Genomic DNA, 4,875 nt, shown 5'->3' with positions numbered 1-4,875 from the left:
CGGAAGACGGAAGACGGAAGACGGAAGACGGAAGACGGAAGACGGAAGACGGAAGACGGAAGACGGAAGACGGAAGACGGAAGACGGAAGACGGAAGACGGAAGACGGAAGATGCGCATCCCCGCTCGCATCCGCGGGGATGCAGAGCCGCGCCGCGCATCTCCCGCCCGCGTCCCGGCGGATGCGAAGCTGTCCGGCCGGGAGGAGGTGGGGGATCTCTCGGAGGAAGCCGCGTCTGTCCGAGCCCGAGGCGAGTTTCGCGGCTTCCGGAGAGAGGTCCCCCGCCGACGACGCGCACGCGGATGCCGAACCCGCTCCCGCCGAAGCCGCTGCGGCTCCGGGAGATGAAGCGCGATCCGGTGCCCGTCCTCCGTCCCGCCGCGCATCTCCCGAATCCATCGTGCCTCCCACAGCCGGGTCGGGCCGATGCGGCAGTGGCCCGCCCGCAGGGTTTTCCTGGCGGCGCAGGGTTGACACACGCGGGGGATTTGGGTATTCTACCCGTCTGTCCCGACCACGCTTGGTCCGCCTCGGGTTCGCCGGGGCGGAAGATTTTTTATCCTACCTTCATGGCCGGCGCGTGGCCGGCAAGCGCGCCCGGACGGCGCGAACTGGGAGTCCGATGAAGACGTATTCAGTCAAGGCCGGCGAGATCGAGCGGGACTGGCACGTGGTCGACGCCGAGGGCAAGATCCTCGGGCGCGTCGCCACCGAGGTCGCGCGCATCCTTCGCGGCAAGCACAAGCCCATCTACACGCCGCACCTGGACACCGGCGACTACGTGGTCGTCATCAACGCGTCCAAGGTGCAGCTCAGCGGCAACAAGGCCGACCAGAAGTCGTACTTCAAGCACACCGGCTACATGGGTGGCGAGAAGTTCATCCCGTTCCGCAAGATGCTGGACGAGCACCCCGAGCGGGTGATCGAGCTCGCGGTCAAGGGAATGCTGCCGAAGAACGCGCTCGGCCGGCAGATGCGCGACAAGCTCCGTGTGTACGCGGGGGCGGAGCATCCGCACCAGGCGCAGAATCCGGAACTCCACTCCCTTCCAGCCTGATCCATGGCAACTGAACAGTTTCACGCCATCGGACGCCGCAAGACCTCGGTCGCGCGCGTCTACCTCCGCCCCGGCAACGGCACGTGGACGGTGAACGGCCGCACGCTCGAGGACTACCTGCCGCGCCACGTCCTGCGCCAGTCGGCGAACCAGGCGTTCGCCGCCACCGACACCGCCGGCCAGTACGACATCACGGTCAACGTGAACGGCGGCGGGCTCCGCGGCCAGGCCGACGCCATCCGCCTCGGCGTCGCCCGCGCGCTGCTGAAGGTGGACGAGGGCAACCGCGCCAAGCTGCGCGTGGAGTCGCTGCTCACGCGCGACCCGCGCGAGGTGGAGCGCAAGAAGCCGGGCCGTCCCGGCGCCCGCAAGCGCTTCCAGTTCTCCAAGCGCTAGCCGGAGGCGTGGACGGGCGCGTGCCGGAGGGGCTTCGGTCCCTCCGGCACTCTGCCTTTCCGAATTCCGGCATCATCCTGCACACCGCCCGACGCCTGGCCGGGTGCCGCTCCCCTCGCGGGTGACGCGGTCGGCCGTGGCGAGTGAAGGCGCGTGGAAGCCCGCGGGCGAAGGCGCGCGCGGGACAACCGAATCTCCCCGAGGACCACGATGGCGCAGCAGCCCAAGATCCAGGACCTGCTCGAGGCAGGCGTCCATTTCGGACACCAGACCAGCCGCTGGAACCCGAAGATGCGCAAGTTCATCTTCGCGGAGCGCAACGGCATCTACATCATCGACCTCAAGAAGACGCTCCGCCAGCTGGAGCTGGCGCAGGAGCTGGTGCGCGGCGTGGTGTCGCGCGGCGACCGCGTCCTCTTCGTCTGCACCAAGAAGCAGCTGAAGCAGGTGGTGCAGAGCGAGGCGGAGCGCTCCGGCTCGTTCCACGTGACCGAGCGCTGGCTGGGCGGCATGCTCACCAACTTCACGACCATCAAGAAGCAGATCCGCCGCCTGCGCGAGCTGGAGCGCGGCCAGGAGGAGGGCGCCTTCGACTTCTACACGAAGAAGGAGCGCCTCATGCTCGACCGCGAGCGCGAGCGCCTGGACAAGTACCTGTCGGGCGTGAAGGACATGGCCCGCCTCCCCGGCGCGATCTTCGTGATCGACGCCAAGAAGGAGCGCATCGCCATCTCCGAGGCGAACAAGCTGGGCATCCCCATCATCGCCATCGCCGACACCAACGCCGACCCCGACGTGCTCACGGTGCCGATCGCCGGCAACGACGACGCCATCCGCTCGGTGACGGTGATCACCGGCGCGCTCTCCGACGCGATCATCGAGGCCCGAGCCGCGATGCCCGCCGACGAGCGCCGCCGCGCCGACGAGGCCGAGGTGACCACCTACTCGACCGAGACCGGCGCCGCCGCCCCGGCCGACCGCGGCGACGACAAGAACAAGCGCCGCCCGCGCCGCAAGCGCCGGCCGCGCCCCGACGCCATCCCCGGCTCGCTGGCCGATTCGGAAGCGGGCGACGGCGAGTAAGGCTCCGGCAGAGGCGGAGTGACCGAAGGGGCCACCGCGCGGCACGCCGCACGTGGCCCCTTTTCTTACGATGACCACGAGCACCCACGCAGCGGCCGCGCCGCCATTTCGCGCGGGCCGCGCGAGTGATAGTTTCACGACCCGACCACCCACACGACCAGAACGGACCGGCCAATGAGCATCTCTGCCAAGGACGTCAAGGAGCTTCGCGACCGCACGGGCGCGGGGATGATGGAGTGCAAGACCGCGCTGACCGAGTCGGCCGGCGACATGGAGAAGGCGATCGACTGGCTGCGCGCCCGCGGCACCGCCAAGGCGGCCAAGCGCGCCGACCGCGAGACGAAGGAAGGCTCGATCGGCTCGTACATCCACATGGGCGGCAAGATCGGCGTGCTCGTCGAGGTGGGCTGCGAGACCGACTTCGTGGCGCGCAACGACCAGTTCCAGGCGCTGGTGCGCGACATCGCCATGCACATCGCCGCGGCGAACCCCACCTCGGTGAGCCGCGAGAACATCGCCGCAGACGTGGTGGAGCGCGAGCGCGGGGTGTACCGCGAGCAGATGAAGGAGTCGGGCAAGCCGGAGCACATCTGGGACAAGATCATCGAAGGCAAGGTGGAGAAGTTCTACTCCGAGTCGGTGCTGCTGGAGCAGCCGTTCGTGAAGAACCCCGACATCACGGTGGGCCAGATGATCACCGACGCGTCGGGCAAGACGGGCGAGAAGATCGAGGTGCGCCGCTTCACCCGCTTCGCGCTCGGCGAGTGATGGCGGCCGGCGAGACCGGGTCGGACGAAGACCTCAAGTATCGCCGCGTCCTCCTCAAGCTCTCCGGCGAGCAGCTGGCCGGAGAGCAGAAGTTCGGGATCGACGCCCGCGTGGTGGACAAGCTCACCGAGGAGGTGAAGTACGTCCACGACATGGGCGTCTGCCTGGGCCTGGTCATCGGCGGCGGCAACATCGTGCGCGGGACCACGGCCAGCCAGCAGGGCATGGACCGCGTGAACGCCGACTACATGGGCATGCTGGCCACGGTCATCAACGCCCTCGCCATCCAGGACATCCTGGAGCGCAAGGGCGTGGAGACGCGGGTGCTCACCGCCATCCGCATGGAGCAGCTGGCGGAGCCGTACATCCGCCGGCGGGCGCTGCGGCACCTGGAGAAGGGCCGCGTGGTCATCTTCGCGGGCGGCACGGGCAACCCGTACTTCAGCACCGACAGCGCCGCGGTGCTGCGCGGCATCGAGATGGAGGCCGACGTCATCATCAAGGCCACCAAGGTCGACGGCGTCTACACGGCCGACCCGGCCAAGGACCCCAAGGCCGAGTTCATCTCGGAGATCTCGTTCCTCGAGGTGGTGTCGCGCGAGCTGGCGGTGATGGACGCGGCGGCCATCTCGCTCTGCAAGGACAACGGGATCCCCATCGTGGTCCTCAACACCGACATCCCCCGTGCCGTGGCGAAGGTGGTCCGCGGCGAGCGGCTGGGGACGCTGGTCCACTCCTGAGCTTTCCCGCCCTTCCCAACGGAGTCGCAATGTCAAAGGACAAGGCTCGCCAGCGCATGGACGGCGCCATCGAGGCGCTGCGCCGCGACTTCGCGGCCGTGCGCACCGGCAAGGCGTCGCCCGCGCTGCTGGACAACATCCGCGTGGACGCGTACGGCTCGATGGTGCCGCTCAACCAGGTGGGCACGGTGAGCGCCCCGGAGCCGCGCATGCTGATGATCCAGCCGTGGGACAAGAAGATGCTCTCGGCGATCGAGAAGGCGATCCACATGTCGGACCTGGGCGTGAACCCCGGCAACGACGGCAGCGTGATCCGCCTCCCGCTCCCGCCGCTGACGGAGGAGCGGCGTAAGGAGTTCGTCAAGCAGCTGCACAAGTTCACGGAAGAGGCGCGCGTGGCCATCCGCAGCGCGCGCAAGGACGCCAACGACGACGTGAAGGCCCGCCAGAAGAAGGAAGGCCTGTCCGAGGACGACATCCGCCGCGAGCAGGGCGAGGTGCAGAAGATCACCGACCAGTACATCGCCAAGGTCGAGGAGCTGCTGAAGCACAAGGAAGCCGAGGTGATGGAGGTCTGACGCCCCGCGTCGCCCTCCATCCCCGTGAGGCAGAGGGGCGCCCGGCCTGCCGTGCGCCCCTCGCTGCGTCCGCAGACCGCCATCGGGAACGACGGTGCGAGGGCCGACGCCGCCCGTCCTCGCGCCGCGGCTCACGAAGAAAAGCCCGGCATGGCACTCCGCTGGGCCCGCTACCGATCTCCCCTGTTGCTCGGCCGCCTTGGATGTGGCACCTTGTGGTCCGCCTCGACCAGCCGGCGACGGGGTTCGGTCC

Annotated in this window: 6 protein-coding genes; all 6 read left to right on the top strand. The window is 68.7% G+C overall.

Annotated features, from left to right (window positions below; all coding sequences use genetic code 11):
• Positions 1 to 622 precede the first annotated feature (622 nt).
• Entirely contained in the window at positions 623 to 1,057 is a 435-nt protein-coding gene (rplM, locus tag VFE05_12495; GenBank protein HET6230884.1) for a 50S ribosomal protein L13, read from the top strand.
• A gap of 3 nt (positions 1,058 to 1,060) precedes the next feature.
• Positions 1,061 to 1,453, top strand: coding sequence for a 30S ribosomal protein S9 (rpsI, locus tag VFE05_12490; GenBank protein ID HET6230883.1), 393 nt, complete (start codon positions 1,061 to 1,063; stop codon positions 1,451 to 1,453).
• 210 nt (positions 1,454 to 1,663) lie between these two features.
• A complete protein-coding gene (rpsB, locus tag VFE05_12485) occupies positions 1,664 to 2,536 on the top strand; it encodes a 30S ribosomal protein S2 (protein HET6230882.1) in 873 nt (290 codons plus the stop codon).
• A 174-nt stretch (positions 2,537 to 2,710) separates the two neighbouring features.
• On the top strand, positions 2,711 to 3,304 hold the full coding sequence (tsf, locus tag VFE05_12480) for a translation elongation factor Ts (protein ID HET6230881.1): 594 nt from the start codon (positions 2,711 to 2,713) through the stop codon (positions 3,302 to 3,304).
• Positions 3,304 to 4,044 carry a UMP kinase gene (gene pyrH, locus VFE05_12475; protein HET6230880.1) on the top strand — a complete coding sequence of 247 codons (741 nt, stop codon included), beginning with the start codon at positions 3,304 to 3,306 and terminating at the stop codon, positions 4,042 to 4,044. Before tsf ends, pyrH begins: the two co-directional genes overlap by 1 nt.
• Positions 4,045 to 4,073: 29 nt before the next feature.
• Positions 4,074 to 4,622 carry a ribosome recycling factor gene (gene frr, locus VFE05_12470; GenBank protein HET6230879.1) on the top strand — a complete coding sequence of 183 codons (549 nt, stop codon included), beginning with the start codon at positions 4,074 to 4,076 and terminating at the stop codon, positions 4,620 to 4,622.
• Positions 4,623 to 4,875 lie beyond the last annotated feature (253 nt).

The sequence above is a fragment of the Longimicrobiaceae bacterium genome, from assembly GCA_035696245.1.
In the GTDB taxonomy this organism is placed as follows: Bacteria; Gemmatimonadota; Gemmatimonadetes; order Longimicrobiales; family Longimicrobiaceae; genus DASRQW01.
The sequence above is the reverse complement of the archived record's forward strand: the minus strand, read 5'-3'. Positions and strand labels throughout refer to the sequence as shown.